This is a genomic window from Bradyrhizobium sp. YCK136 (assembly GCF_044570075.1).
GTDB classification, from domain to species: domain Bacteria; phylum Pseudomonadota; class Alphaproteobacteria; order Rhizobiales; family Xanthobacteraceae; genus Bradyrhizobium; species Bradyrhizobium diazoefficiens.
On sequence record NZ_CP172424.1, the window covers coordinates 2,041,543 to 2,068,236 of the forward strand.

At 65.3% G+C, this 26,694-nt stretch carries 24 protein-coding genes, 2 pseudogenes and 1 riboswitch; of the genes and pseudogenes, 22 read left to right on the top strand and 4 right to left on the bottom strand.

Features of this window, described 5'->3' with window-relative positions; genetic code table 11:
* Nucleotides 1-2 precede the first annotated feature (2 nt).
* Genes ACFLEY_RS09615 through uxuA form a run of 3 tightly spaced genes read left to right on the top strand, consistent with a single transcriptional unit; the run spans nt 3 to nt 3,658 of the window.
* On the top strand, nt 3-1,409 hold the full coding sequence (locus ACFLEY_RS09615) for a TRAP transporter large permease (protein ID WP_011089571.1): 1,407 nt from the start codon (nt 3-5) through the stop codon (nt 1,407-1,409).
* On the top strand, nt 1,406-2,455 hold the full coding sequence (locus ACFLEY_RS09620) for an L-idonate 5-dehydrogenase (protein WP_060908738.1): 1,050 nt from the start codon (nt 1,406-1,408) through the stop codon (nt 2,453-2,455). Before ACFLEY_RS09615 ends, ACFLEY_RS09620 begins: the two co-directional genes overlap by 4 nt.
* Nucleotides 2,456-2,467: 12 nt before the next feature.
* Nucleotides 2,468-3,658 (top strand): mannonate dehydratase, encoded by a 1,191-nt coding sequence (uxuA, locus tag ACFLEY_RS09625; protein WP_211434042.1) that lies wholly within the window; start codon nt 2,468-2,470, stop codon nt 3,656-3,658.
* Between the two features lie 47 nt (nt 3,659-3,705).
* Here the strand turns inward: uxuA and ACFLEY_RS09630 are convergent, their stop codons facing one another.
* Nucleotides 3,706-4,644, bottom strand: coding sequence for a LysR family transcriptional regulator (locus ACFLEY_RS09630; protein WP_028174492.1), 939 nt, complete (start codon nt 4,642-4,644; stop codon nt 3,706-3,708).
* A gap of 211 nt (nt 4,645-4,855) precedes the next feature.
* Between ACFLEY_RS09630 and ACFLEY_RS09635 the strand changes: the two genes are divergently transcribed.
* The 6 genes and pseudogenes from ACFLEY_RS09635 to ACFLEY_RS09660 all read left to right on the top strand — a co-directional run bounded on the left by ACFLEY_RS09635 (nt 4,856) and on the right by ACFLEY_RS09660 (nt 10,764).
* Nucleotides 4,856-5,935, top strand: a complete 1,080-nt coding sequence (locus tag ACFLEY_RS09635) for an ABC transporter ATP-binding protein (RefSeq protein ID WP_396604619.1) — start codon at nt 4,856-4,858, stop codon at nt 5,933-5,935.
* A 35-nt stretch (nt 5,936-5,970) separates the two neighbouring features.
* Nucleotides 5,971-6,687 carry an HAD family hydrolase gene (locus ACFLEY_RS09640; protein ID WP_011089566.1) on the top strand — a complete coding sequence of 239 codons (717 nt, stop codon included), beginning with the start codon at nt 5,971-5,973 and terminating at the stop codon, nt 6,685-6,687.
* Nucleotides 6,688-6,703: 16 nt separating this feature from the next.
* Nucleotides 6,704-8,011, top strand: coding sequence for an FAD-binding oxidoreductase (locus ACFLEY_RS09645; RefSeq protein ID WP_060908736.1), 1,308 nt, complete (start codon nt 6,704-6,706; stop codon nt 8,009-8,011).
* A gap of 28 nt (nt 8,012-8,039) precedes the next feature.
* Nucleotides 8,040-9,089: an ABC transporter substrate-binding protein gene (locus tag ACFLEY_RS09650; RefSeq protein ID WP_028174496.1), complete on the top strand. Its 1,050-nt coding sequence runs from the start codon at nt 8,040-8,042 to the stop codon at nt 9,087-9,089.
* Nucleotides 9,090-9,174: 85 nt separating this feature from the next.
* A complete protein-coding gene (locus ACFLEY_RS09655; protein ID WP_060912684.1) occupies nt 9,175-9,987 on the top strand; it encodes an ABC transporter permease in 813 nt (270 codons plus the stop codon).
* Nucleotides 9,984-10,764: pseudogene (locus ACFLEY_RS09660) on the top strand (ABC transporter permease). Before ACFLEY_RS09655 ends, ACFLEY_RS09660 begins: the two are co-directional and overlap by 4 nt.
* Nucleotides 10,765-10,923: 159 nt before the next feature.
* Here ACFLEY_RS09660 and ACFLEY_RS09665 read toward each other — a convergent pair.
* Complete coding sequence (locus tag ACFLEY_RS09665) at nt 10,924-11,574, bottom strand: TetR/AcrR family transcriptional regulator (protein WP_028174499.1); 651 nt, start codon at nt 11,572-11,574, stop codon at nt 10,924-10,926.
* Between the two features lie 207 nt (nt 11,575-11,781).
* Between ACFLEY_RS09665 and ACFLEY_RS09670 the strand changes: the two genes are divergently transcribed.
* The 4 genes from ACFLEY_RS09670 to ACFLEY_RS09685 all read left to right on the top strand — a co-directional run bounded on the left by ACFLEY_RS09670 (nt 11,782) and on the right by ACFLEY_RS09685 (nt 15,783).
* Entirely contained in the window at nt 11,782-13,122 is a 1,341-nt protein-coding gene (locus tag ACFLEY_RS09670) for an MFS transporter (RefSeq protein ID WP_060908735.1), read from the top strand.
* A gap of 17 nt (nt 13,123-13,139) precedes the next feature.
* Nucleotides 13,140-14,648, top strand: coding sequence for a carboxylesterase/lipase family protein (locus ACFLEY_RS09675; protein ID WP_396604620.1), 1,509 nt, complete (start codon nt 13,140-13,142; stop codon nt 14,646-14,648).
* Nucleotides 14,649-14,671: 23 nt separating this feature from the next.
* A riboswitch (SAM riboswitch) is annotated at nt 14,672-14,750 on the top strand.
* A 47-nt stretch (nt 14,751-14,797) separates the two neighbouring features.
* Nucleotides 14,798-15,544 (top strand): metallophosphoesterase, encoded by a 747-nt coding sequence (locus tag ACFLEY_RS09680; protein ID WP_011089558.1) that lies wholly within the window; start codon nt 14,798-14,800, stop codon nt 15,542-15,544.
* Between the two features lie 80 nt (nt 15,545-15,624).
* A complete protein-coding gene (locus tag ACFLEY_RS09685) occupies nt 15,625-15,783 on the top strand; it encodes a hypothetical protein (protein ID WP_165448172.1) in 159 nt (52 codons plus the stop codon).
* Between the two features lie 45 nt (nt 15,784-15,828).
* Here the strand turns inward: ACFLEY_RS09685 and ACFLEY_RS09690 are convergent, their stop codons facing one another.
* Nucleotides 15,829-16,557 (bottom strand): aspartate/glutamate racemase family protein, encoded by a 729-nt coding sequence (locus tag ACFLEY_RS09690; protein ID WP_038965675.1) that lies wholly within the window; start codon nt 16,555-16,557, stop codon nt 15,829-15,831.
* Nucleotides 16,558-16,772: 215 nt separating this feature from the next.
* Nucleotides 16,773-17,609, bottom strand: a complete 837-nt coding sequence (locus ACFLEY_RS09695; protein ID WP_060908733.1) for a transporter substrate-binding domain-containing protein — start codon at nt 17,607-17,609, stop codon at nt 16,773-16,775.
* 112 nt (nt 17,610-17,721) lie between these two features.
* Here ACFLEY_RS09695 and ACFLEY_RS09700 point away from each other — a divergent pair, with 112 nt between their 5' ends.
* The 9 genes and pseudogenes from ACFLEY_RS09700 to ACFLEY_RS09740 all read left to right on the top strand — a co-directional run bounded on the left by ACFLEY_RS09700 (nt 17,722) and on the right by ACFLEY_RS09740 (nt 26,661).
* Nucleotides 17,722-18,639: an NAD(P)-dependent oxidoreductase gene (locus tag ACFLEY_RS09700; RefSeq protein ID WP_060908732.1), complete on the top strand. Its 918-nt coding sequence runs from the start codon at nt 17,722-17,724 to the stop codon at nt 18,637-18,639.
* 147 nt (nt 18,640-18,786) lie between these two features.
* A pseudogene (locus ACFLEY_RS09705) lies at nt 18,787-20,449 on the top strand (thiamine pyrophosphate-binding protein).
* Nucleotides 20,450-20,452: 3 nt separating this feature from the next.
* The gene (locus ACFLEY_RS09710) at nt 20,453-21,718 is read left to right on the top strand and encodes an NAD(P)/FAD-dependent oxidoreductase (protein WP_396604621.1); all 1,266 of its coding nucleotides are present in this window, start codon (nt 20,453-20,455) and stop codon (nt 21,716-21,718) included.
* Between the two features lie 9 nt (nt 21,719-21,727).
* Nucleotides 21,728-22,471, top strand: a complete 744-nt coding sequence (locus ACFLEY_RS09715; protein ID WP_060908730.1) for an aspartate/glutamate racemase family protein — start codon at nt 21,728-21,730, stop codon at nt 22,469-22,471.
* Nucleotides 22,472-22,591: 120 nt separating this feature from the next.
* On the top strand, nt 22,592-23,281 hold the full coding sequence (locus ACFLEY_RS09720; RefSeq protein WP_231166568.1) for a GntR family transcriptional regulator: 690 nt from the start codon (nt 22,592-22,594) through the stop codon (nt 23,279-23,281).
* 297 nt (nt 23,282-23,578) lie between these two features.
* The gene (locus tag ACFLEY_RS09725) at nt 23,579-24,643 is read left to right on the top strand and encodes an IS630-like element ISRj1 family transposase (protein ID WP_026192128.1); all 1,065 of its coding nucleotides are present in this window, start codon (nt 23,579-23,581) and stop codon (nt 24,641-24,643) included.
* A 43-nt stretch (nt 24,644-24,686) separates the two neighbouring features.
* The gene (locus tag ACFLEY_RS09730; protein WP_060908729.1) at nt 24,687-25,229 is read left to right on the top strand and encodes a thiamine pyrophosphate-binding protein; all 543 of its coding nucleotides are present in this window, start codon (nt 24,687-24,689) and stop codon (nt 25,227-25,229) included.
* Between the two features lie 5 nt (nt 25,230-25,234).
* Complete coding sequence (locus tag ACFLEY_RS09735; RefSeq protein WP_060912683.1) at nt 25,235-25,825, top strand: thiamine pyrophosphate-dependent enzyme; 591 nt, start codon at nt 25,235-25,237, stop codon at nt 25,823-25,825.
* Nucleotides 25,826-25,881: 56 nt separating this feature from the next.
* Nucleotides 25,882-26,661, top strand: coding sequence for an SDR family NAD(P)-dependent oxidoreductase (locus ACFLEY_RS09740; RefSeq protein WP_211434256.1), 780 nt, complete (start codon nt 25,882-25,884; stop codon nt 26,659-26,661).
* The last annotated feature ends 33 nt before the right edge of the window (nt 26,662-26,694 follow it).

The following is a 26,694-nucleotide window of genomic DNA, read 5'->3' on the forward strand; positions in this document are numbered from 1 at the left end:
TCATGCTGCTGTTGCTTGGTGGTTTTCTCCTCCTGATGCTGCTCGGCGTTCCCGTGGCGATCGCCATGGCCGCGTCGTCGCTGCTCTACATCCTGGTCAGCGGTGTGACGCCCGACGTCACGCTGGCGCAGCGCATGATCGCCGGTGTCGAGAGCTTTCCGCTGCTCGCCGTGCCGTTCTTCATTCTGGCCGGCAACCTCATGAACATCGCCGGCGTGACCGGCCGCATCTACAAGTTCGCCGTCGCGCTGGTCGGCTGGATGCGCGGCGGCCTCGGCCACGTCAACATCATCGGCTCGGTGATCTTCTCCGGCATGTCCGGCACCGCGATCGCGGATGCCGCCGGTCTCGGCACCATCGAGATCAAGGCGATGAAGGACCACGGCTACTCGACCGAGTTCTCGGTCGGCGTCACCGCGGCGTCCGCGACGCTCGGCCCGATCATCCCGCCGTCGCTGCCCTTCGTGATCTACGGCATGATGGCGAACGTCTCGATCGGCGCGCTGTTCCTGGGCGGCGTCATTCCCGGCATCGTCATGACGCTTCTGATGATGGCCACCGTCACCTACTTCGCGCACAAGAACAAATGGGGCAGCGACACGCCGTTCTCCTGGCCGCAGCTCGGCTCGGCCGGCCTTGAGATCGCCATCGTGCTGGCTTTCCCGCTCGCGATCTGGCTGATGGTGGTTGCCGGCATGTCGACCAACATGGCGGTCGTCATCGGGCTCGGCGTGCTGCTCGCGATCGACTGGTACTTCGACTTCTCCGCGGTGATGGCGCTGATGGCGCCGGTGATCCTGATCGGCGGCATGACGCTGGGCTGGTTCACGCCGACGGAAGCCGCGGTCGCCGCCGTGATCTGGTCGCTATTCCTCGGGCTCGTGCGCTACCGCACCATGACCTTGAAGACGGTGGCGAAGGCGACCTTCGACACCATCGAGACCACGGCCTCGGTGCTGTTCATCGTGACAGCTGCGTCGATCTTCGCCTGGCTGCTGACGGTGTCGCAGGCCGCCCAGATGCTCTCGGACTGGATGCTCAGCATTACCCACAACAAATGGGTGTTCCTGGCGCTTGCCAACGTGCTGATCCTGTTCGTCGGCTGCTTCATCGACACCACGGCGGCGATCACCATCCTGGTGCCGATCCTGCTGCCAATCGTGCTCAAGCTCGGCATCGATCCGATCCATTTCGGCCTGATCATGACGCTGAACCTGATGATCGGCCTGCTGCATCCACCGCTCGGCATGGTGCTGTTCGTGCTCGCCCGCGTGGCAAAGCTCTCGGTCGAGCGCACGACGGTGGCGATCCTGCCCTGGCTGGTGCCGCTGATGCTCGCGCTGATCGCGATCACCTACATCCCCGAACTGACCCTCTGGCTGCCTAAATACATGGGACTCTCCAAATGACCTCGACTGCTCTCGCCGCAACCCTGTTCGGCCCCGAAGATCTGCGCATGATCGAGCATCCGCTCGACAAGCTCGCATCAGGCATGGTGCGCATCCGCTTCGGCGCCGGCGGCATCTGCGGCTCGGACATGCATTACTTCCGCCATGCCCGCACCGGCGACTTCGTGGTGAAGTCGCCGCTGGTGCTGGGACACGAGATCTCGGGCGAAGTCGTGGAGATCTCCGGCGCCGCCGCCAACCTGAAGGTCGGCGACCGCGTCGCCGTCAACCCGTCGCGCTGGTGCGGCCATTGCGTCGCCTGCCGCGAGGGCCGGCCGAACCTGTGCGAAAACATCTATTTCATGGGCTCGGCCTCGAAGACGCCGCACATGCAGGGCGGCTTCGCCAATTACTTCGACGCGATCCCCGCGCAGTGCGTGAAGATCCCGGACCACGTGTCCTACCAGGCCGCCGCGCTCGCCGAGCCGCTCTCGGTATGCCTGCACGCGGTCGCGCGCGCCGGCAACATCGAAGGCAAGCGCGGCATCATCTTCGGTGCCGGCCCGATCGGGCTTCTGACCATGCTCGCCGCGCACCGCGCCGGCATGGCCGACGTCACGGTGGCTGACATCGCGCCGGTGCCGCTCGCCTTTGCGAGCCGGCTTGGCGCCTCTCATGTCGAGAATGTATCGGGTGGCGAAGAGGGCTTGAAGGCGCAGGCTGCTTCACGACCCTACGACGTCGCGTTCGAGGTCTCGGGCACGGCCGCGGGCCTTGCCAGTGCGATCGGCATCGTCCGGCGTGGCGGCGTCGTGGTGCAGATCGGCAATCTGCCCGGTGGCCAGATCCCGACGCCGTCGAACGCTGTGATGGCGAAGGAGATCGACCTGCGCGGCTCGTTCCGCTTCGGCTTCGAGTTCATGACGGCGGTGGAACTGATCAGCGCCGGCAGCGTCGACGTGCTGTCGCTGGTCACGGCGGAACGGCCGCTCTCGACCGCGCCCGATGCACTGCGGCTGGCGCTCGACCGCTCGCAGAGCGTCAAGGTCGTACTGACGGCGAACTGATCGGAGGGACCCATGATGCTAGAGGGATGGCGCTGGTACGGGCCGGATGATCCGGTCTCGCTCGACGATGTCAGGCAGGCCGGGGCGAGCGATATCGTCTCGGCGCTGCATCAGGTGCCGATCGGGGAAGCCTGGACGCGCAAGGCGGTCGAGGAGCGCAAGAACTTCATCGAGCGCGGCCAGCCCGGCCGCTCGCAACTGACGTGGTCGGTGGTGGAGTCGATTCCGATCCCTGACGACGTCAAGCGGCTCGGCGGTAAGGCGACGAAGTCGATTGAGGCGTGGATCGCGAGCCTTGAGGCCGTGGCCGCTTCCGGCATCAATATCATCTGCTACAATTTCATGCCCGTGGTCGACTGGTGCCGTACCGATCTGGAATGGGAGCTGCCGAACGGCGCCCGCGCCATGCGGTTCGACCAGGACCGCTTTGCCGCGTTCGAGCTGCACATCCTTAAGCGTCCGGCCGCCGCGCAGGAGTATTCACCGGAGCAGCAAGCGCGCGCGAAAACGCTGTTCGACCAGATGAGCCAGGCCGACATCGACTATCTGGTCATGGTCATCGCCAGCGCGCTGCCGGGCTCGACCACCGAGCCGATGACGATCCCGCAATTCCGCGACCGGCTCGAAACGTACCGCGATATCACGCCAAACATCCTGCGGCAGCATCTCGCCGAGTTTTTGGAGCGCGTCACCCCCGTTGCGGAACAACTCGGTGTCTCGCTCACGCTGCATCCGGACGACCCGCCGCGTCCGCTGTTCGGCCTGCCGCGCATTGCCTCGACCGCCGACGACTACCAGGCGCTGTTCGACGCCGTGCCGTCGAAGGCCAACGGCATCTGCCTGTGCACGGGCTCGCTCGGCGTGCGGCCCGAGAACAACCTGCCTGAAATGGCCGAGCGCTTCGGCCCGCGCATTGCGTTTGCGCATCTGCGCGCGACCAAGCGCGAGGCCGATGGCCTGTCGTTCTACGAATCCGATCATCTCGACGGCGACGTCGACATGGTCGCGGTGCTGAAGGCCCTGCTGAAGGAGAACGCGCGGCGTTCGCCGGACAAGCAAATCGTGTTCCGCCCCGATCACGGCCACCGCATGCTGGACGATCTCGCCGCCACCAAGCGCACCAATCCCGGCTACACCGCGATCGGCCGCCTGCGCGGCCTCGCCGAGCTCCGCGGCGCCATCAGGGCGATCGAGCATCGGTGACGGCGTGGTGCGCTTCGCCTCTCCCCGATTGCGGGGAGAGGGGGCAACTAATAGCACGCGGCCATCGCGCCGAGTTTCGGATAGAGCTTGTCGATCGCGGCGATCTCGCTTTTCATCTGCGCGATGATCCAGTCGCGGATTTCAGTGGCGATGGGGCGCATCGGCCGGTTGCGCGGCGGCAGGAATTCGCAGATGCGGCGCGTGGTGGTGAGCGTGTCGGACGCCGGCACCAGCGCGCCGGTCAGGAGCCAGTGCGAAGCGACCGTCAGCCAGCCGAGCGCAATGCCCTGGCCGAGCAGGGCAGCCTGCATCACGACGGCATAGTCGGTGAAGCTCAGCGCCTTGGCCGCGCCGCGGCGCCCGGTGAGAAGCGAGGCGTAATCCGCGGCCCAGTCGCCCGGCGTCTCGGCGAGGCGGATGATGGTGTTGCCCTCGGCAGGATCGGTCTCGTCGAGATAGCTGGGGCTGCACATCGGCAGCATCACTTCCTTCATCACCAGCGTGCCGCCAGACGACGGCTCGTCGCGGTCGCGAAAGCGCATGCCGAGATCGACATTCTCCACCGGCCCGCGCAGCGCGCCGGAGATCAGCTGGAAGCGCAAATCGACCTCAGGAAACTGCCGCTGCAGCTTGTCGATGCGCGGCATCAGCCAATGCGTGGTGAAGGCGGAGGAGACCGACAGCGTCACCGTCTCGGTGCCCTTGCGCCGCCGTTCGATCTCGACGAGGCCGCTCTCGATGCTGCGAAAGCCTTCGAGCACACGGCGATAGAGCAACTCGCCTTCCTCGGTGAGCACCGCGCGGCCGGCCTTGCGGTCGAACAGGCGGACGCCGAGATGCTGCTCGAACTGGCCGAGCATCCGGCTCACCGCGGGCTGCGTGACGTTCAATTCGGCGGCCGCCGCGGTGAAACTGCCATTGCGCGCTGCTGCGTCGAAGACGAACAGGGCGTTACTGGACGGCAGCATCCGGCGGAGCTCGGGCATAAGGTCATGTTATGAGCCGGGTGAGAATTTGGCAATTGCCGAGTTTTGCCAAGTCTGGTGTCATTCGCATGACAGCCTAAAGACAGGGGCTTCGAGCAAAGGATTGGTTGCAGTGCACGCTGCAACCAGGAGTGCTCCAAATCCCTGTCTATAAAGCAGGCTTATGGCGCGCAGTGAGGCACGCCGGCTCAGGACATGGCGAGGTCGATCGTTGGACAAACGAGCGGAAAGCGTCGAGATCAGGTCCGCAAGCAAGGCTTACGGCGCGGTTCGCGCCCTCGACGACGTGTCCCTCAATGTCGGCGCCGGTGAGTTCGTCTCCCTGCTCGGCCCCTCCGGTTCCGGCAAGACCACGCTGCTCGGCATCCTGGGCGGCTTCATCCTGCCATCCAGCGGCACCATCCTGTTCGGCGGCCGCGACGTCACTTACATGCCGCCGCACAAGCGCGACATCGGCGTCGTGTTCCAGAACTACGCTTTGTTTCCACACATGAGCGTCGGCGAGAACGTCGCCTTCCCCTTGCGCGCGCGCCACCTGCCGAAAGCGAGTTGGCCGGAGAAGGTGCGCGCCGCGCTCGCGATGGTCGGCCTCGCCGGCTACGAGGAACGCGGCATCGCGCAGCTCTCCGGCGGCCAGCGCCAGCGCGTGGCGCTGGCACGCGCCATGATCTTCGAGCCGCGTCTGATCCTGATGGACGAGCCGCTATCCGCGCTCGACAAGCAGCTGCGCGAATCCATGCAGATCGAGCTGCGCGCGCTGCACCGGCGCATCGGCGCCACCATCATCTACGTCACCCATGACCAGCGCGAGGCGCTGACCATGAGCGACCGCGTCGCCGTGATGAAGGACGGCCGGCTGATCCAGATCGACGAGCCGGCACGTCTGCACGACCATCCCGCCGATTCCTTCGTCAGCTTCATCGGCGAGGCGACGATGTTGCCCGTCCGCCGCGTCGATGCCTCCAGCGTGGCGCTCGGCAGCGCCTTGTTGCGCAGTGCCCGCGCCATTCCCGACGGCGACGCCCTGATGCTGGCCGTGCACAGCGAGAAGCTGCTGATCGACGACGGCGCGCAGGATGCCGCCTGCAACCGGCTCAGCGGCACCGTCACCGACATCGTCTACCAGGGCGAGAGCCTGCGCATCTTCCTGGCGCTCGAAGGCGGCGTCGCGCTCAGCCTGCGCCAGCCGAGCTACCACCAGGCCTACAGCCGCATCCCGCCGCTCGGCGGCAGCCTCACCGTCACCCTCCACCCCGAGGACACCATCGTCGTGCCCAGGGTGGGGGACTGAATCCAGCCTAGTCCAACCCGAGAGAAGAAACCAAAATGTCGTCCCAAGCCGCGTTCAGCAATTTCAAGGTTCTCACCTTCGACGTCGTCGGCACCTTGATCGATTTCGAGACCGGCGTGCTCTCCGCGGTGCGCAAGATCTCGGGCAAGTCGCCGGCCGAGCTCAGCGACGAGCAGATCTTCGAGCCGTACAAGCGCGGCCGCGACAAACACTACGAGCGCTCCAGCGAGGCGATGTTCCACGTCTATCGCCATCTCGCCAAGGAGCTCGGATTGCCTTCCGACGATGCGTCCTGCGACGTCTTCCAGCTCTCGGTGCTGCGCTGGGGGCCGTTCGCGGACTCGGTCGAGGCCCTGAAGCGCCTGCGCACGAAATTCCGCCTCGTGGCGATGACCAATGCGGATCGCGTCGCGCTGTCTTGTTACGCACACGCGCTCGGCAATCCCTTCGACGACACCGTTTGCGCCGACGACACCGGCGTCGCCAAGCCGAACCCGGAATTCTTCGCCTACAACAAGGGTCGCCAATCGGCCTTCGGCTACAAGCAGTCCGACATCCTCCACGTCGCGCAGAGCCAGTACCACGACATCGGGATCGCGCGGAAGCTCGGCTACAAGGTGTGCTGGATCGAGCGCCGCCAGGGCATCGCGGGTTTTGGCGGAACGCCGGCGGTGGAGACGCTGACCAAGCCGGACTTCCATTTCCCGACGCTGAAGGCGCTCGCCGACGCCGCGATCGGCCCGGCGGCGTAGACGGGTGAGCACGGGCATGACACGGGACTGGAGCGCGCTGCCATCGGCCAATTCGCTGTGGGAAGCCACGGCGGAACCGGCGCGCGCGTTTCCGGTGCTGTCGGGCGAGAGCCAGGCGGACGTGGTGGTCATCGGTGCGGGCTATACCGGCCTCTCCGCCGCGCACCACATCGCCAAGAGCGGCCTATCGCCGATCGTGCTCGAGGCCAACCGCCCCGGCTGGGGCGCGAGCGGGCGCAATGGCGGGGTGATCACCGCAAAGTTCCGCCTCTCGTTTCGCGAGATCGACGCCGTGCACGGCCGCGCCATGGCGCGGCGCATGTACGAGATCGCGCATGAATCCACCGACATCGTCGAGGAGCTGGTGTCCGAGTTCGGCATCAGCAGCGCCGCGTTGACGCGCGCCGGCCAGGTCAAGGCCGCGCACAACGAGACGACCTTGCGGGCCGCGATCGACGAAGCCAACTGGATGACGCGCGAGATGGGCGATGTGGAGGTCCGCATCCTCGACAAGCGCGGGGTGCGCGAGGAGACCGGTTCCGACATCTTCGTCGGCGGCGTGCTCAACCCCGGCTCCGGCGGCATTCATCCACTGAACTATCTGCGCGGTCTCGCCGACGGCGTGGCGCGCCGCGGTGTCCCGATTTTCCAGGAATCGCCGGTTTTCAGGCTGAGGCGAGAGCAGGGCGGCATCGTCGCGGAGACGCCGCGGGGCGCGGTGCGGGCGAAGCAGGCCATCATCGCCACCAACAGCTACTCGGACCTCACCGGCGCCACCGCGCAGATGCAGCGCACGCTGATCCCGTTCCGCAGCGCCATCATTGCGACCGACAAGCTGCCGCGCAATCTCGCCGGAAAATTGATGCCGACGGGGCGCACCTACACCGAGACCAAGCGCATGATGCGCTGGTTCCGCATGGTCGACAATCGCGTGATCTTTGGTGGCCGCGGCGCTTTCGGCAAGCAGGACTCCGAAGCCGCGTTCGACGCCTTGCGCAAGGCGATGGTCGGCATCTTCCCCGATCTCACTGAGGTGCCGCTCGCCTACAAATGGTCGGGCCTCGTCGCCATGACGCTGGACTCGGTGCCGCATATCGGCCGGCTCGACGACCGCACGCTGTTCTCGATGGGCTACAATGGCGCCGGCGTTGCGATGTCGAGCCTGATGGGCCGCTATCTCGCCGCCTTCGTGCGCGGCGAGACGCCGGATGTCGGTCTGCTCGACGCGCGGCGCATGAAGGCGATTCCATTCTATCCGCTGCGCGAGCCCGCCGTGCGCATGGTCGCCGGCTGGTACCAGTTTCTCGATGCGATCGGTCAGTGAGATCACTTTGGCGATGGAGGAGGCGAGGATGACGACGAAACAGAACTCTGCATTGGGCTACGCCCTGTTGGGCGCGATCGCGTTTGGCGGCACGGCGGCAAGCGCGGCCGAGCAGATCACCTTCGTCTCGCAAGGCGGCGCCTATCAGGCGGCGCAGACGGTGGCGATCCTCGATCCCTCCGCCAAGAAGCTCGGCATCACCATCAACCAGGATTCCATTCCCGATGCCTGGCCCGCGATCAAGACCCAGGTCGGCAGCGGCAAGCCGATCTGGGATGTCGTGGACACGCCCACCGGCTATTGCCTGCGCGGCGGCGAGCAGGGGCTGATCGAGAAGCTCGACTTCTCGAAGATCCCGAACGCCGCGGCGATGCCGGAGGCCTATCGCAGCCCTTATTCGGTGTCCTACGAGTTCTATTCCAGCGTGCTGGCCTACAGCCAGAAGACCTTCCCGAAGGACGCGCCGAACAGCTGGGTCGATTTCTGGGACGTCAAGAAATTCCCCGGCCGCCGCGCGCTGCGCAACCATCCGATCGCCACGCTCGAAGCGGCGCTGATGGCCGACGGTGTCGCGCCCGACAAGCTCTACCCGCTCGACGTCGATCGCGCCTTCAAGAAGCTGGAGGAGATCAAGCCGCACATCACGGTGTGGTGGACGTCAGGCGCGCAGTCGGCGCAGCTCCTCAACGACGGCGAGGTCGACATGGAGATGGCCTGGAACGGCCGCGTCAGCGCGGTGGCCAAGGAGGGCGCCAAGGTGTCCTTCACCTACAACCAGGGCATCCTTCAGAGCACCTCGCTCTGCATCCTCAAGGGCGCGCCGAATCTCGAGACCGCGGTGAAATTCCTCAACGAGGCCGTCGATCCCGTGCACCAGGCCAATCTGCCGCTGCATATCGACTACGGTCCGGGCAATCCCAAGGCGTTCGAGACCAATGTGATCAAGCCCGAGCGCGCGGCGCAATTGCCGAGCGAGCCGGCCAACGCGGCCAAGCAGGCGCTGATGTCCTACGCCTGGTGGTCCTCGCCGGCCGGCGAGGCGGCCGAGAAACGCTGGGCCTCGTTCATGCAGAAGTAGACGAAGAGCCAGGCGAAGCGAGGCAGCGTTGACGATATCAGTGCCAGATCCCTCCCAAAAGCATCAGCGCCGCGAGCACGGCCTGATGCTGGCATTGGTGTCGCCGGCGCTGCTGGTGATCCTGGCTCTGATCGTGCTGCCGGTCGGCTGGCTCGTCTTGCAGTCGGTCTACCATGACGGCTTCACGCTGGAGAACTATCGCCGCGTCTTCACCGAGGACATCTACTGGCGCAGCTTCGCGCTGACCTTCGAGATCAGCCTCGCGGTCACGGGAATCGCGCTGCTGCTCGGCTATCCCGTGGCCTATCTTGCCAACTCTGTCCCGAAAGGGTGGAGCATCCTCATCCTCTCGCTGGTCGTGCTGCCGTTCTGGACCAGCGTGCTGGTCCGCGCCTATGCGTGGCTCGCGCTGCTCCAGCGCACCGGCGTGATCAACCAGTTCCTGCGCTATCTCGATGTGATCTCCGAGCCGCTCGCGCTGGTGCACAACACCTTCGGCACGGTGGTTGCGACCGTGCACATCCTGCTGCCGTTCATGGTGCTGCCGCTCTATGCCACCATGCAGAAGATCCCCGGCGACCTGATGCAGGCCGGCGCCAGCCTGGGGGCGAGCCCGTCGCTCACTTTCGTCCGCGTCTTCCTGCCGCTGTCGCTGCCGGGCGTGCTCGCCGGCTGCACCATGGTGTTCGTGCTCTGCCTCGGCTTCTACATTACGCCGGAGTTGCTCGGCGGCGGCCGCACCGTGATGGTGTCGATGCTGGTGAGCCGCAATGTCGAGCTCTACAACCAGTTTGGGGCTGCGAGCGCCGTCGCGGTGGTGCTGCTCGTCAGCGTGCTCCTGATCTTCCTCGTCGTCAGCCGCTTCATTTCGCTCGATCGCATATTGGGGCAGAAATGACGCGATTGTCCCCCGCACGGATGGCCCTCTACGTGATCAGCGCGCTGGTGCTGGTCTATCTGATCCTGCCGGTGCTGATCATCGCGCCGATCTCCTTCTCCAGCGCGCGCTTCTTGACCTTCCCACCGCCGTCCTTCTCGCTGCGCTGGTACCAGCAGTATTTTTCAAACCCGGCCTGGATGCAGGCGACGCGGGTGACGCTGACGGTCGCGCTGCTGACCGTTCTGATCGCGACGCCGCTCGGGGTTGCCGCCGCCTACGCCATCAGCCAGTCCAAGCTGCGCATCATGCGCCTCATCCACATGATGCTGCTGCTGCCGCTGGTGGTGCCGATCATCATCACCGCGGTCGGCATCTTCTTCGTCTATGCCAAGGTCGGTCGCGACCCTGCCGGGCCTCGTGCTCGCCAATGTGATGCTGGGCCTGCCATACGTCATCATTTCGGTGCTCGCGGGCTTGCAGAGCTTCGATCCGGCGCAGGAGATGGTGGCGCGCAGCCTCGGCATGAACCGGCTGCGCAGCTTCTTCGCGGTGACGCTGCCGCAGATCAAGTCCAGCGTGGTGGCCGGCGGCATCTTCGCCTTCATCTCGGCGATGGACGAGACCATCGTCGCGCTGTTCATCTCCGGCGGGCAGTACCAGCCGCTGACCAAGCGCATGTTCACCGCGCTCCGCGACGAGATCGACCCGACCATTGCCGCGATCTCGACGTTGATGACGGCGGCCTCCTTCATGCTGGTGCTGCTGGCGAGCACGCGGGGGAAGCGGAGCGGGTGATTCTTGTTCGTCGTCCTGGCGAAAGCCAGGACCCATTATCCCAGGGAGATGTTGCCGCACGAGCTGGTAACCCCGAGTTTTCGCCAAACTGCGTTCGGTGGTTATGGGTCCTGGCCTTCGCCAGGACGACACGGAATATTTGGCGCTATTCTCGCCGCTTTACCCCTTCGCCCCCAGCCACGCCAAAATCATCTCCACGATCTGCGTCCGACTCCTCGCCAGCATCCTGGGTTCGCTCAGGTCGCGGTCGAACAGGGCGCCGAAGGTGTGGCGGTTGGCGACGCGGAAGAAGCAGTAGGAACTGATGGCCAGGTGCAGGTCGATGGCGTCGACGTCGTCGCGGAAGACGCCCTCAGTGCGGCCGCGCTCGAGGATGCCGTCGAGCGTCGCGATCACGCTGGCGTTGAGCTGGCGCAGTTGCAGGTTCTGCTTCAGGTGCTTGCCGTGATGGATGTTCTCGATTGAGACGAGGCGGATGAAGTTCGGGTTGCGCTCGTCGTGGTCGAAGGTCGCCTCGATCAGCCGGCGCAATCCCTCGCGCGCATCGCAGCTTTCGATGTCGAGCTGATCCTCCAGCGCGCGGATGCTGCGATAGGCCTCCTCCAGCACCGCGAGGTAGAGCTGCTCCTTGCCGCCGAAATAATAGTAGATCATCCGCTTCGACGTGCGCGTGCGGGCCGCGATCGCATCGACGCGGGCGCCGGAATAGCCCTCCGAGGCGAATTCGGCCATCGCCACTTCGAGGATGTCGCGCTTGGTGCGCTCGGGGTCGTTGGTGCGCTTCGATGGGGGCGGCATGCGCTCGAGCATCACTGTTTCTCCCGCCAGTTTCCACGGATCACCTTGAAGGTGAAGGCAAATTTCACCCGTCCGTGCCTTGATCCAACGCGTATTGCATAAACGTACTAGTTCGTACATTATCCCTCCAAACCACGGTTGCGGCAACCAGAACCACAAAACGCGCGCGCGGCGGACCGCCTGACGCGAGCCGCACCGGACACATGGGGAGGACTTGCAATGACGTTGACGTCAACCGCATCGCTGCACGCGTCATCCGCAGCGGAGGCAACACCGGGCAAGCTGCCGAAGCGCGCCGCGCTGGTCAGCTTCGTCGGCAGCATGCTCGAATACTACGACTTCTTCATCTACGGCACCGCGGCCGCGCTGATCTTTCCAAAAGTGTTCTTCGCCAATGTCGATCCCTCGACCGGGACACTGCTCGCGCTCCTCAGCTTCGGCATCGGCTACATCGCGCGGCCGGTCGGCGCCGTCATCCTTGGCCATTTCGGCGACCGCATTGGTCGCAAGACGGTGCTGCTGTTCACACTGGTACTGATGGGTGGCTCGACGCTTGCGATCGGCCTGTTGCCGGATGCCAACGCGATCGGCAATGCCGCGCCCGTCATCCTGACGCTGCTTCGCCTGTTACAGGGCCTCTCGGCCGCCGGCGAGCAGAGCGGGGCGAACTCGCTGACGCTGGAGCATTCGGCCAACTCCAACCGCGCCTTCTTTACGAGCTGGACCCTGAGCGGCACCCAGGCCGGTGCGATCCTGGCGACGCTGGTATTCATTCCGGTATCGAGCCTGCCGGAGGACCAGCTTCTGAACTGGGGCTGGCGCGTTCCGTTCCTGCTTTCCGCTCTGGTGCTGCTGGTCGCCTACCTGGTGCGGCGGACCATGCCGGAAACGCCCGTGTTCGAAGACATCAAGGACAAGGCGCAGGTTGCGCGCTTCCCCGTCGTCGCCCTACTGCGCGACTACTGGCCCGACGTGCTGCGCGTCATCGTCTGCGCGCTGATCGCGACCGTGAGCACGATGACCGCCGTGTTCGCGCTCGGCTATGCCACCAGCAAGTTCGGCGTGGCGCGCCCGACCATGCTGTGGGCCGGCGTGCTCGGCAACGTCACGGCGCTGCTCACCCAGCCGCTCTGGGCCCTGCTCGCCGACAAGATCGGCCGCAAGCCGGTGTTCATCGGCGGCGTGCTCGGCTGCGCGGTGCTGCTGTTCCCGTACTTCATGCTGGTGACGTCAGGCAACACGATCGCGATCTTCGCCGCCGCGATGATCCTGTCCGGCATCGTCTACGCCGCGCCGAACGCGATCTGGCCGTCGTTCTACGCCGAGATGTTCGAGGCGCGCGTGCGCTATTCCGGCACCGCGATCGGCACGCAGCTCGGCTTTCTCGTCGCCGGCTTCACGCCGCTGGTGAGCGCGAGCCTGGTCGGGGAGGGGCCGAACGGCTGGGTCCCCGTCGCGATCTTCGTCGCCTGCTGCTGCGTGATCTCGGCAGCCGCTGCGGCGACGGCGCGCGAAACCCACACCGTCGACATCGCCGATCTCGGCAAGCGGCGCGCTTGAGTGAAGACGAGGCACGCATGCTGACCAGCGCAGTTCAGACCACGAGTGGCCCCGTCGTCGGCACCACGCAGGCCGGTATGCGTGCCTTCAAGGGCGTGCCGTTCGCAACCGCGCCGCGCTTTGCCAAGGCAATGCCGCCGAAAGCGTGGACGGAGCCGCTCCGCTGCACGGGCTACGGCGCTTACGCGCCGCAGCCGGGCCATCTCGATCATGCGGACGAGGCTGCCTGTCTCAGCCTGAACATCTGGACGCCGGCAGAGGCCGATCGGCCGCTGCCGGTGCTGGTCTTCATCCATGGCGGCGCCTTCGTCACCGGCGGCGGCGCCGACTATGACGGCGCATTCCTCGCCGCGCACGGTCCGGCGGTGATCGTCACCATCAACTACCGGCTCGGCCCGCTCGGATTCCTGCAATTGCATCGCCTTGGGCTCGGCGAGGCCAACAACCTCGCGATCTCGGATTCGCTCGCCGCCCTCGACTGGGTGCGCGCCAATATCGCGGATTTCGGCGGCGATCCTGACGCGATCACGCTGTCCGGCCAGTCGGCCGGCGCCTCGATGGTGATCGCGCTCGCAACCCTGCCGCAGGCCAGAGGCAAGTTCATTCGCGCCCTCGCGCTCAGCGCGCCCGGGCGGAACATCATGAGCGCCGATCATGCCGACGACGTTGCACGCCGCCTGCTTGCCGAGCTCGAATTAGCGTACGACCCAACCGCGATTGCCTCTTTGCCACTGCCAAAGCTCTTCGCGGCGGTGGAGCGCGTCAGTCGCGGGCTTGCGGACGAGACCGAACAAGGCACCGTGTTCGGCCCGGTGCTCGACGGAATCGTGATTCCGCGCGAGCCGCGGGACGTCTTCGCCGAAGGAACCTTGCGCGACATTCCGCTCTGGCTCGGCTCCTGCCGCGACGAGATGGTGATGTTCCTGAAGAGCACGCCGCCGGCCGCGATGATCCGCACCACCGAACGACAAGTGCGCGCCGCAGTCGGCGATGCCGGCTGGCAACGTCTGCTGGCGTATTACCGCGCCACAGCGCGCGTCGACGAGGATCCGTACGAGGCGCTGCTGTCCGACGCGTTCTGGCATCGCCCCATGGCAGATCTTGCGCGGCTTCATGCCGCGGCTGGCGGCGCGGTGTGGCTGAGCCGGTTCGACCATCGCCCGGCGCTGGAGCCGTTCCTGTCGCAGGGGCCGACCCACGGTGCCGACAATGCCTGCCTCTGGGCGCACCCGCCGGATTTCATCGACCGCCCGATCCTGAAGCGCAAGGGCGGGCCGATGACGCCCGAGGATATCGAGGTCGCCGCGCGGTTTCAGGCAAGCGTGCTGCGCTTCGTCACATCCGGCGCGCCCGACATCGCGGAAGCCTGGCCGCGGTTCGAGCCGGCCAAGGAGCCGCTCGCAATCTTCGGCCAGCCGTTCCACATTGTGCCTCTCAATGAAGGCGTGCGCTCCCGCCTGTGGGCGGAGCTGTCGGCCCAACGCGGCGCGCCGCAGGCTCCGGCCGCGCGAGCGAAGATCGGTTGATCGCAGCACCTTGGTCATGTAAGCGTTCGTCCAGCGCCGATTTGATCCTCAGCTTGCGGGCGCTTCTAAAAATGCAGCTAAAGAGACCCGCTATCCCTGCATCGTCCCGCATTGGGTGAATCGTCGGCCATCTCGAATGGAGAGGCCAAGTGAAATTTGCTGCCATCGCGGATGTGCACGGAAATCGTCCGGCGCTCGAAGCCGTCCTTGCGGACATTGCTGCGCTCGGCATCAACGAGGTCGTGAACCTGGGCGACCATGTTAGCGGTCCGCTCGAAGCGGCCCGAACGGCTGACCTGCTGATGGAGCGAGGCTTTCCGTCCATCAAGGGCGATCAGGACCGCATTCTCGTGGAGCTGTGGCAGGCCGGCACATCGGCGCGCAGCGATTTCCGAGAGCTCGAACGCAAGCATTTCGAGTGGATGGCAAGCATGCCGTCCACGCTCATGTATAGGGGGCGGGCGTTCCTGTGCCATGGATCGCCAGGGAATGATGCTGCGTTCTGGCTCGACCACATCGCGGGCGACGGCTGCCCGCGTCCGAGCCGGATTGATTCTATTGAGGCCGGCGCCGAGGGGATCGACGCCGAGATCATCCTGTGCGCACACACGCACATTCCGCGCGTGGTGCGTCTGAAGGATGGCCGGCTGGTCGTCAATCCCGGCAGCGTTGGATTGCCCGGTTACGACGGGAAGATGCCCGTTCCCTACGTGGTCGAGGTCGGCACCCCTCATGCGTGTTACGCAATTCTGGAGCATGCCAACAGAGGCTGGTCCGCGACGCTCCGCTACGTGGCCTACGACACCACGGCCATGGCAGCATTGGCGCGGGCCAGGGGAATGCTCACCTGGGCGAGCGCGATTGCAACGGGCTGGGTGCAGCGGGATCACCTGTAATCTGCTTCACACGCGAATGCGCCGAGTAACGCTAGATGAAGTGAGGCCTCGCTTCCGCGCGGCCCGCTTCGGAGCTGGCGATGATTGCTGCACTGGCAAGAGCAATATCCCGCGCGACGGGAACCAATGTCGATGTCGAGACTCTGAAAGTCGTCGTCATATTCTCGGGAGCGGGCCTGCTGCTCTCACTCGTTGCTGCAATGATCTACGGACAGGCTGTCAACGCCGCCTTATTTTAGGCTCGTGCGCGTTCATCGCGCGCCTCGCCGCCTGTCCCGGCTGGTTCAGCGCAGGAACGGCACGGGATGGGCCGCGCGATGGAAGAAGTTGATCAGGGTGTTGATGTCGAACACCGGCAGACCCGACACCTCGGCGACGTCCCGCGAGAATGGGCACATGTTGGTGCACTCGAACAGGATCGCGCCGGGATTTTTGCAGGACGCCATGAAGGCTTCCGTCATCTCGATCATCTCGGCGCGCAGCACGTCAGTGTCCAGCTCTTCGCGGCCGAGAATGTAGGTTGCGGGAAACTGCGCATCGGGCTTCATGCCCTGGATTTGAACGAGAATGTCGTCCGGCGACCAGCCGACGCCGCGGAAGTGCCCTTCGTTCATGTGGTGGCCGCGTTCGGTGAAGATGCCGATGACCTTGCCGGGCGGCAGCATGGCGTGGATCAGCGGCGCCTGGATCAGGCTCGAGGTGAAGACCGGGATGTTCACGGCAGCCGCGAGCTGCTTCTGGAACGGCGCGAGGAAGCCGCAACTCGTCGTTATCGCTTTGACGCCGTCGGCTTCCAATTCGCGGGCCGCGGCGATGAACGGCTCGAGCAGGGTCGGATCGGGCTGGTCGCCCATGATCCTTGTGGCGTGCGCGCCGCGCACGATCTTGTAGCGCACCGGGAAGTCGTAGGAGAGCGCGTTGCCGATGTCGCCGCGCGGGCGCGGGAAGCGGGTATCGAGCATCAGAATGCCGATCGTCTCGCCGTAATTCGTGAAGCCGCCGCGGAGTTTCATGGTTCGTCCCACCGATTCGGGATGGTCGTGGCCGGCAGTCTAATGCGTTTCGTGAAACCGGCTGAGGAGGGACTTCCGCCGTTCGCTGCGCGGCTGGCGGATCATCTCCTCTGGCGTACCGATCCCGGCCATGACGCCATCATTCATGAAGCCGACGCGGGCTCCGGTACGGCTTGAGCACCGCGAATCCCCAGACATACATCGCGGATTGGCGCTCAGAACTGCACTTCGCCGGGAATGTCGTCCGCGCCGAGACCTACGGCTTCAAAACCCTTCAACATCCATTCGCGGGTCTGGCCCAGCGAGCGGTTGTAGTCGGCCCAGGCGCTGAGGAAGTCCTTGTAGCGCCGGTCGCTTTCGGCGCGGATGCCCATGTTGGTCGGCAGCGTGAGCAGCGGACGTGGCACCGCGAGCTCACCGAGCGTCGGGTTCTTCTTCAAGGTCGCGACCGAAAGCACCGCCAGCGAAATGTTGCAGTCCGCGCGTCCGGTTGCGACGGCGAGGATCGCCTCGTTGCGCTCCTTGAAGCCGAGGATCGTCGCCTTCGGGCAATAGCGGCGCGCGATCGTCTCGTGGGTCGAGCCGATGTCGACGGCGATCTTGACCTCGGGCTTGTTCAGCTCGGCCCAGGTTTGCGGCTTGGCAAAACCCTTTTTGGTGATGGCGGTGAAGGAGTGCACCAGGATGGGCGTGGAAAAGTCGATGACCAGCGAGCGCTCCGGTGTCGGGTTCACGGCGAAGGCAAGGTCGATCTTCTCGGCCTGGAGATCCAGGATCTGGTTGCCCCAGGTCGATTCCAGCGTCTCGACCTTGGCACCGAGCTTGCCGGCGATGTCGTTCGCCATGTCGATGCAGGCGCCCGACCATTGATTGGTGGTGAGGTCCTTGTGGAAGTAAGGATCCTGGCCGGCGATGACGGCGATCCGCAGCACGCCGCTCTTCTTGATCCGTTCGAGCGTCGAGCCCGGCGCGGTGTCGGCCTTGGCCGAACCGGTTGCGGCGATCGCGGCTCCGGCGAGGGCGACAGTGGTGAGTGCATCCCTGCGATTCATGGCAGTCTCCTGGGCAGTCGCTTCTGGACATTCGAACCCGGCGTCTGGACTATTTCTGTATTCAGATTAAAATGCAATACGGTATTTTAAACTGGACAGGAAAGACAGGCCCGTGCGCGCTCTCTTCGTCGATGCCAATGACACCCTTGCCGCGGTGACCGAGAAACTGCTGCGCGGGGACAGCCTTCCGGTCGGCATCAACCGCAACCCCGCGATCACTCCCGACGACCTGCCACGCCTTCTTGACGGTGTTGAGATCATGATCGTCGACCATACCGCGGTGCCGACGGCGATTGCCGCGAAATGTCCTGCCCTGAAGCACGTCGTCTTCCTCGGCACCGGCGCGCGCAGCTACATGAATCCGGAGGAGCTGGGCCAGCGCGGCATCTCGGTTCACACCATCAAGGGCTATGGCGACACCGCCGTCGCCGAATGCGCGATCGCCCTGATGTGGGCCTCTGCAAAGAGCTTCGGAGAGATGGATCGCGGCATGCGCGAGGGCAATTGGCTGCGTCGCGATGCGCTGCAGCTCACCGGCAAGACGCTCGGCCTGATCGGCTTCGGCGGCATCGCGGCGGAAGCCGCGCGCATGGCGCTTGGCTGCGGCATGAAGGTGATCGCCTGGAACAGATCGCCGAAGACGCATCCCGGCGTCGAATTCGTCCCGCTGGAGAAGCTCCTCGCGGACAGCCACGTCGTCTCGCTGCATCTGCTCCTCAACGACGAGACCAAGGGTTTCCTGTCGCGCGAGCGCATCGGGATGATGCGCCCCGGCGCCATCCTGATCAACACCGCGCGCGGCGCCGTGGTCGACGAGGAGGCGATGTGCGATGCGCTGCGCTCGGGCCACATCGCCCATGCCGGCCTCGACGTCTTCACCGTCGAGCCGCTGCCCCCGGGCCATCCGCTGACCAAACTGCCGAACGTGACGCTATCGGCGCATTCGGCGTTCCGCACGCCGGAGGCGAGCGACAACCTGATCGGCGCGGCGCTCGATCATTGCCGCCGCATCATCGCGAATGGGCGGTAGTGCAAACAGCAGGGGCGGGCATGACGCCTGCGCAGGGAGCGGGAAGCCTTTCGATCTTGCACCTCCTGTTGGCCTGTCCTACGCCACCTGCGAACGACATTTTCGCGAGGCGCCCGAGCGCGTCGCCAAAGCCTGCAGGGAGCTGTCATGACCATTCGTAACACCCGCACCGGGGGCCAGATCCTGATCGATCAGCTCGTCGCCCAAGGCGTCGAGCGCGTCACCTGCGTGCCGGGCGAGAGCTATCTTGCGGCGCTGGACGCGCTGCACGACAGCCCGATCGACGTGATGATCTGCCGCGCGGAGGGCGGCGCCGCGATGATGGCGGAGGCCTATGGCAAGCTCACGGGGCGTCCGGGAGTCTGCTTCGTCACCCGCGGCCCCCGGCGCGACCAATGCCAGCCACGGCGTCCACATCGCGATGCAGGATTCGACACCGATGATCCTGTTCGTCGGCCAAGTCGATACCGGCATGCGCGAACGCGAGGCGTTCCAGGAGCTCGACTACAAGGCCGTGTTCGGCACCATGGCGAAATGGGCGGTCGAGATCGATCGCCCCGACCGCATTCCGGAACTGGTCGCGCGCGCCTTCCGCGTCGCGATGCAGGGCCGTCCGGGCCCCGTGGTGATCTCGCTGCCGGAGAACATGCTGACCGAGACCGCCGCCGTCGCCGATGCCATGCGCATCGAGCCGGCGGTGAGCTGGCCCGCGCCCGCGGACATTGAGCGTGTCGGCGCCATGCTCGCGAGCGCCAAGGCGCCGCTCGTCATTCTCGGCGGCTCGCGCTGGACGGATGAGGCGACCAAGAGCATCGCGCGTTTTGCCGAGCGGTTCGACCTGCCGGTGGCGACCTCGTTCCGCCGGGCCTCGCTGATCGACGCCGACCATTCGCATTATGCCGGCGATCTCGGCATCGGGCCGAGCGCGGGCCTGAAGGCGCGCATCGACGGCGCCGATGTCGTTCTGCTCATCGGCGGCCGCATGTCGGAGATGCCGTCCTCGTCCTACACGCTGCTCGACATTCCGACCCCGCAGCAGAAGCTGATTCACGTGCATCCGGGCTCGGAAGAGCTCGGCCGCGTCTATCAGCCGGCGCTCGCGATCCAGGCGACGCCCGCCGCGTTCGCCGCGGCGGGCGAGACGCTGAAGCCCTCCGGGGCGGTTGCCTGGAAGGGCGAGGCCGCCAAGGCACATGCCGATTACCTCGCCTGGACCGAGAAGGCGCGCGAGCTGCCGGGCACGTTCCAGTACGGCCAGGTCATGACCTGGCTGCGCGACCGGCTGCCGAAGGACGCGATCGTCTGCAACGGCGCCGGCAATTATGCCGGCTGGATCCATCGCCATCACCGCTTCCACAGTTTTGCCTCCCAGCTCGCCCCGACCTCGGGCTCGATGGGGTACGGCGTGCCGGCGGCGGTGCTGGCAAAGCGCCAATATCCGGATCGCACCGTCGTTGCCTTTGCCGGCGACGGCTGCTTCCTGATGAACGGCCAGGAGTTTGCGACCGCCGTGCAGTACGACGCGCCGCTGGTCGTCATCATCGTCGACAATTCGCAATACGGCACCATCCGCATGCACCAGGAGCGCGACTATCCCGGCCGCGTCGTCGGCACCCAGCTCAAGAACCCGGACTTTGCGATGTACGCCAAGGCGTTCGGCGGCCACGGCGAGCGCGTCGAGCGCACCGAGGAGTTCGCGCCGGCGTTCGAGCGCGCGCTGGCTTCGGGCAAGCCGTCGATCCTCCACTGCATCATCGATCCGCGCGCGATCTCGGTCGGCAAGGACTTTGTGCCATCGGTGAAGGCGTAAACGATGCCCGAAGGCCGCCATGTCGCCATCATCGGAGCCGGCGCGGTCGGCGTGATCAGCGCCATCGAGGCGCTGCGCGAGGGCCATCGCGTCACGCTGATCGATCCCGGCGAGCCCGGTGGCGAACAGGCGGCGAGCTACGGCAACGCCGGCTGGCTCTCCTCGCATTCGGTGATTCCGCCGGCCGAACCCGGCATCTGGAAGAAGGTGCCGTTCTATCTGATGGACCCGCTCGGCCCGCTCGCGATCCGCTGGTCGTATTTGCCGAAGGCGCTGCCTTGGCTGATCAAGTACCTGCTCTCGGGCTGGACCGAGGCGCGCGTGGAAAAGACCGCCTTCGCGCTCCGCGATCTACTGAAGGACGCGCCGCTGCTGCACCGGAAGCTCGCGGAAGAAGCCGGTGTCTCCGAATTGGTCGAGCGCAACGGCGTGATGCATGTCTTCCCGTCGCGCGGCAACTTTGACCACGATCTCGGCTGGCGGCTGCGCAAGCGTGTCGGGGTCGAGTGGCTGGAGCTCAATGCCGACGAGATGCGTCAGCGCGAGCCGGACCTGCATCCGCGCTACAGCTTTGGCGTGGTGGTGGAAGAAGCCGGCCGCTGCCGCGATCCCGGCGCTTACGTTGCGGCACTGGCCAATCACGCGTTGGCCAGCGGCGCGAAGCTCGTGCGCGCCAAGGCGACGGGGCTGAAGCTTTCCGGCAACAAGCTCGTCGCTGTCGTCACCGAGACTGGTGAGATTGCTTGCGATGCTGCGGTGGTCGCCGCCGGCGCCAGATCGAAGCAGCTCACCGCGTCCGTGGGCGATTCACTGCCGCTCGAGACCGAGCGCGGCTATCACGTCATGATCGAAAATCCCGAGTCCGGTCCGCGCAGCTCGATGATGGCGTCCGACGCGAAAATGGTCGTGAACTGGACCAACAAGGGCCTGCGCGCCGCCGGCACCGTCGAGATCGCCGGCCTCGAGGCCGCGCCGAACTGGAAGCGCGCCGAGATCTTGCGCGACCATCTCTTCAGCATGTTCCCGAAACTTCCGAGGGACATTCCGGCCGCGCGCATCAAGACCTGGTTCGGTCATCGTCCCAGCATGCCGGACGGACTGCCCTGCATCGGCCACGCGCGCGCCTCGCGCGACATCGTCTATGCCTTCGGCCATGGCCATGTCGGCCTGGTCGGCTCGGCCCGCATCGGGCGTCTCGTCGCCCAGCTTCTGAGCGGCAAGCAGCCCGAGATTCCGCTCGCGCCGTTTTCGCCCACTCGCTTCCTCTGAGGTCGCACCATGACCACTCCTACCAACTCATCCTCCCGCATCGCCCGTGGCGGCAAGGCCATCTATGGCGCGCCGCTCGGTATCCTGATGCTGGAAGCGCGCTTTCCGCGCATTCCCGGCGACATGGGCAACGGCACGACCTGGCCGTTCCCCGTGCTCTATCGCGTGGTGAACGGCGCCTCGCCGGAGAAGGTGGTGCTGAAGGGTGCGGCCGGCCTGCTGCCTGATTTCATCGACGCGGCCAAGGACCTGGTGCGGCTTGGTGCGGAGGCCATCACCACCAATTGCGGCTTCCTCTCGCTGTTCCAGAAGGAGATCGCGGCGGCCGTCGGCGTGCCGGTTGCGACCTCGTCGCTGATGCAGGTGCCGTGGGTGCAGGCGACCTTGCCGCCCGGCAAGCGCGTCGGCCTCGTCACGGTGTCGGGCTCGACGTTGACGCCGGCGCATCTCGAAGGTGCCGGCGTGCCGCTCGACACGCCGCTGGTCGGCACCGAGAACGGCAAGGAATTTTTCCGCGTCCTGATCAAGGCCGAGAAGGACGACATGGACGTCGGCTTGGCCGAGCGCGACGTGGTCGAGGCGGGCAAGCTGCTGGTCGCAAAGAACCCCGACGTCGGCGCCATCGTGCTCGAATGCACCAACATGCCGCCTTATGCGGCGGCGTTGCAGGCCGAGGTCGGGCTGCCGGTCTATGATATCTATTCCATGATCACCTGGTTTCATGCTGGACTGCGCCCGCGCGTCTTCGCCTGATTCCGGGTGTCGTAAAGCTCTGAACAAACGCTGCTACGCTGTCCTTTGCATTGCAATCGTCTTCACAGCCCCGGTATATTGGGCTGTGTTCGGGCATGAATGCAGCTTATGAAAAGCAACGTGGAACTGGCTTCCGATAGCATCGTCGATCGCGTCTATGAGCAGCTCAAGGCGATGGCCGTGAGCTACGAGTTCAAGCCGGGCGAACGGCTCAACGAAGGCGAGCTGGCAAAACGTCTCGGCGTCAGCCGTACGCCGCTGCGCGAGGCGCTCAACCGTCTCAACACCGAAGGCTTCCTGCGCTTCACGCCGGGCAAGGGCTTCTTCTGCCGTGAGCTCGACGCACACGAGATCTTCGATCTCTACGAGCTGCGCAAGTCGATCGAGGTCGCCTCGGTCCGTCTCGCCATCAAGCGCGCCAAGGACGAGGACATCGACGCGCTCCTGAAATTCCTCGAAGCGACCGGTCCCGATCCCGGCGAGCGCTCCTCGGTGGAGCTGGTCGAGCTGGATGAGACCTTTCACGAACGGCTGATGGCGATGTCGAACAACGCCGAGATGCTGCGCGTGCTGCGCAACGTCAACGCCCGCATCCGCTTCGTGCGCTGGATCGACATGGACCGCGTCAACCGCTCCAACACGCAAGCCGAGCACCGCGCCGTCGTCGAAGGGTTGAAGGCGCGCAATGAGGAGGCTTGCGTCTCCGTGCTGGAGAAGCACATCGACCGCCGCCTCGACCGCATCACGTCCGCGATCAAGGAAGGCTACGCGCAGATTTATATGCCGGCCGCGAGGTCGGCGGCGAATTGAGCAGCAAGCCTCGATGATGGTGCCCTCCCTTCTCCCCTTGTGGGAGAAGGTGGCGCGAAGCGCCGGATGAGGGGTATCTCTCCGGGAATTACAAACGCGCATGAGTGCGCGGAGACAAACCCCTCACCCAAGTGAGCTCGCGTCAACCTGCGGTGATGCCCTCTCCCACAGGGGGAGAGGGCGCAGCAATGCGCATCGCGCTCGTATTAGATTCATCCGAAAGAGCGCCAGCTATACAATCCGTCGATACCAGATCGTGCCAGACGGTCAGAGCTTTCGCGCGCGAACGTCGCTAGGATGATACCCGAAGCAAGAGAAGTCCACCTTTCGAGGAAAGATCGCAAGGTGCTTGAGGCGTGCTGTCGCTCACCGGTGACGTTGCAGCGCGATTTGAAGCGGGCGCGGATAGTTCTGTTGGCGGCGGATGGGCGCAGCACCCGGTCGATCGCCAAGGAAGTTGGGGTCCAGCCGCGGATTGTCAGCCTTTGGCGGCATCGCTATGCCGACCATGGCCTTGAAGGGCTGCAAGACAAGCCGCGGCCTGGCAAGCAGCCGATCTATACGAAGACGACCGACAAGCGGATTCTGAAGCTGCTGGATAAGCCGCCACCGCAAGGGTTTGCGCGCTGGACCGGCCCCCTGCTGGCCGAGGCGCTGGGCGATGTCGATGTCCAATATGTCTGGCGGTTCCTGCGCAGCCACAAGATTGACCTGGTGGCTCGCAAGTCCTGGTGCGAGAGCAACGACCCGAACTTTACGGCCAAAGCCGCCGATGTTGTCGGCCTCTATGTCGCGCCGCCGGCGAAGGCCATTGTGCTGTGCGTGGACGAGAAGCCCTCGATCCAGGCTTTGGAGCGAGCGCAGGGTTATCTGAAGTTGCCCAATGGCCGCGCCTTGACCGGCCAAAGCCACGATTACAAGCGGCATGGCACCACAACATTGTTTGCGGCGCTCGAAGTCGCCACCGGAAAGATCATCGCGACCCATTCAAAACGCCGGCGCCGCGTCGAGTTTCTCGATTTCATGAACAGCGTCACCGCGGCTTTTCCGAACCGCAAGCTTCACGTCATCCTCGACAACCTCAACACCCATAAAAAGAACGAGGACTGGCTCAAGGCCCACCCCAACGTGCAATTTCATTTCACGCCGACAAGTGCGTCATGGCTCAATCAGGTCGAAGTATGGTTTTCCATCTTGCAGGGGCAGTCGCTCAGCGGCACCTCCTTCACGAGCCTCAAGCAGCTTCAGGAACACATCGATGCCTACGTCAACGCATACAACGACAGAGCCGAGCCCTTCGTCTGGACCAAGAAAAAGGTCCGTCAACGCCGTTTCAAAGGCCGCCGTATCACTCAGCTCTGATTCCGGGTACTAGTTTGCCGCTCGAATTTCACGGAGACAAGCGGTGCACAGCCCTCAACCTCATCTCGAAACGCGGACCAGTGACGATTGGCCGTCCGAGCTCTATCGCGTCCTGAAGGCCGCCGACGTCAGGCAGATGTCATACGTCCCGGATGCCGGCCACAGCCAGCTCATCCGCATGTTCTCGGCCGACCGCGATGTCACTACCAACGTGCTGACGACGGAAGAGGAGGGCGTCGCGATTGCCGCCGGCGCCTGGCTCGGCGGCCAGCGCAGCGTGCTGCTGATGCAGTCGAGCGGGGTCGGCAATTGCATCAACATGCTGTCGCTGTCGGCGATCGGCCGCTTTCCACTGCTGATGCTGGTGACGATGCGCGGAGAGTGGGCCGAGTTCAATCCCTGGCAGGTGCCGATGAGCCGGGCCACGCAGCCCTCGCTGGAGGCGATCGGCCTGAAGGTGATGCGGGCGGAGACGGCGGAAGATCTGGTCGAGACGGTCGAATCCGCGGCCTCGCTCGCTTACGACTCCGACCAGCAGATCGCCGTCCTGATCGGGCAACGCCTGATCGGCAAGAAGAAATGGTGATGTCGATGTCCAATATGTCTCAACTCGATCGTCGCGCCGCTGTCGCCGCGCTCCTGAAGGACCGCAAGGACACGCTGGTCGTCTCCGGTCTCGGCTCGCCCACCTACGACCTGCATTCCGTCGGCGACCACGACGGCAATTTCTATCTCTGGGGCGCGATGGGCGGTGCCGCGCTGATCGGGCTTGGACTGGCGCAGGCGCAGCCCGGAAAGCGCGTCCTCGCTTTGACCGGGGACGGCGAGCAATTGATGGGGCTCGGCGGTCTCGCCACCATCGGCGTCGCGCGCCCGCGCAATCTCGACATCGTTGTGATCGACAACCAGCATTTCGGCGAGACCGGGATGCAGGCGAGCCACACCGGGCGCGGCGTCGATCTCACCGCGATTGCCATGGCCTGCGCCTTTGCCGCGACCGGAACCGCGCGGACGATCGCCGAGGTGGAACGTCTCGCGGCGCAGATTGCCTCCCCGGGCGAGGGGCCGCGACTCTTCGTCATCAAGGTTCTGGCGGAAAATCCGCCGCGCTCGCTGCCCTCGCGCGATGCCGTCTTTATCAAGAACCGGTTCCGTGCTCATCTCGGATTTGCGGCGGCTTGAACCGGGGTCCTCTCCGGGATAGCTCGCTGCCTAAGCAGCTATCCTGGAGTGAGACCATGAGACTATCCGGCAAGGTCGCCGCCATCACCGGCGCGGCACGCGGCATCGGCAAGGCCTGCGCGAAGAGGTTCCTCGACGACGGCGTCAAGGTCGTGATCTCGGACGTCGATGCCGAGGGCCTCGCCGCGACGGCCGCCGAGCTTGGGCGGCCGGATGCCTTGCGCGCCGTCGTCGGCAACGTCGCCAAGCGCACCGACGTCGACCAGCTCGTTGCGACCGCCGTGAAGGAGTTCGGCCGGCTCGACATCATGGTCAACAATGCCGGCGTCGCCCGCAACCGGGACATCCTCGAGATCTCCGAAGAGGAATTCGACGAGATCATCGGCATCAATCTGAAAGGCGCCTTCTTCGGCGTGCAGGCGGCGGCGAAGCAGATGATCGCGCAGGGCGGCGGCGGGGTCATCATCAACATGTCCTCGGTGAACGCGCTGCTGGCGATCCCTGCGCTTGCGACGTACGCGATGTCGAAGGGCGGCATGAAGCAGCTGACCTCGGTCGCGGCCGTCGCGCTCGCCCCGCACAACATTCGTGTCGTCGCGGTCGGGCCGGGCACGATCCTGACCGACATGGTGGCCTCCGCGATCTACACGTCCGAGGATGCGCGCAAGACCGTGCTGTCGCGTACACCGATCGGCCGCGGCGGCGAGCCGAGCGAAGTGGCCTCTGTTGTTGCGTTCCTGGCGAGCGACGATGCGTCCTACATCACGGGGCAGACGATCTATCCCGATGGCGGCCGGTTGATCCTGAACTACACGGTGCCGGTGAAGGAGAAGTAGGGGGCGCGCGGCATCGCGAGCGGAGGACGAAGC